Source organism: Bifidobacterium leontopitheci (genome assembly GCF_009193355.1).
In the GTDB taxonomy this organism is placed as follows: Bacteria; Actinomycetota; Actinomycetes; order Actinomycetales; family Bifidobacteriaceae; genus Bifidobacterium; species Bifidobacterium leontopitheci.
Map to the genome: position 1 here is coordinate 1 of NZ_WBVT01000082.1, position 1,135 is coordinate 1,135.

1 protein-coding gene is annotated in these 1,135 nt (G+C 66.2%); it reads left to right on the forward strand.

All coding sequences use genetic code 11. The features are described from left to right. Positions 1-51: 51 nt before the first annotated feature. Positions 52-1,135 (forward strand): IS256 family transposase (locus tag F7D09_RS11005; RefSeq protein ID WP_152235527.1); only part of this gene is annotated, 1,084 nt, incomplete at its 3' end.

Genomic DNA, 1,135 nt, shown 5'->3' on the forward strand with positions numbered 1-1,135 from the left:
TTTTCAGTCGCCAAACATAGAAAACCGCGATTGGAAGCGAGGACACAAGCCATGTCACAGCAGATTCTACAGGTCGACCAGGCCATGCTCGAGACCACCTTGGACCGGATGGTCAGGAAGACGGTCGAGGAGACGCTCAACGCGATGCTCGACGCCGAAGCCGACGAGATCGCCGGCGCCACGCGCTACGAGCGCAGCGACGGACGCAGGGCGTACCGGGCCGGCCACTACGAGCGGGAGCTGACCGTCAAGGCCGGCAGGATGAGCCTGAAGGTGCCCAAGCTCAAGGGCGCGATCTTCTCGTCGGCGGTGATAGAACGCTACCGCCGGCGCGAGGAGAGCGTCGAGGAGGCTTTGATCGACATGTACCTGGCCGGTGTCTCCACGCGTCAGGTCGACGACGTCAGCCAGCTGCTGTGGGGCGACCGCATGCCCTCGCAGACGCTCTCCGATAAGCTCAAGAAGGTGTATGCCGGCATCGACGCGTGGAGGGAGCGCCCGCTGACGCAGGACTACCCGTACGTGTTCATGGACGGCGTGTGGCACAAGCGCTGCTGGGGCGGCTCGGTGGAGAACGTGAGCGTGCTCGTCGCGATCGGCGTCGGCGCGGACGGCCGGCGCGAGGTGCTCGCGGTGGCGGAGGGCATGAAGGAGGACGCGGAAAGCTGGCGCGAGTTCATCACCGGCATGATCGCACGCGGCCTCAAGGGCGTCAGGCTGGTGACCGGCGACCGGTGCGCGGGCCTGGTGGCCGCGGTGGGCGAACTGCTGCCGCAGGCGCGCTACCAGCGGTGCATGGTGCATTTCGAACGCAACGTGCTCGCCAAGGTCAATCCCAGAAACCGGGAGTGGGCGGCCGACGCCCTCAAGGCCGTGTTCGCCATGGAATCAAGGGACAAGGCTTTGGAGAAGGCCGAATCCGTCGCAGCGGAGATGGAGTCGCGCAAGCTCAGGGAGGCCGCCAAGTGCCTCAGGGAGGGTATCGGCGAGACGACGACCTACCTGCTCGACGACTATCCCAGGGAGCACCGGCGGCGCATCCGCACGAACAACATGATCGAACGGCTGAACCGCGAGATCAGGCGCAGGACCCGCGTGGTCGGCTCGTTCCCGGACGGCAGGAGCGCGCTCATGC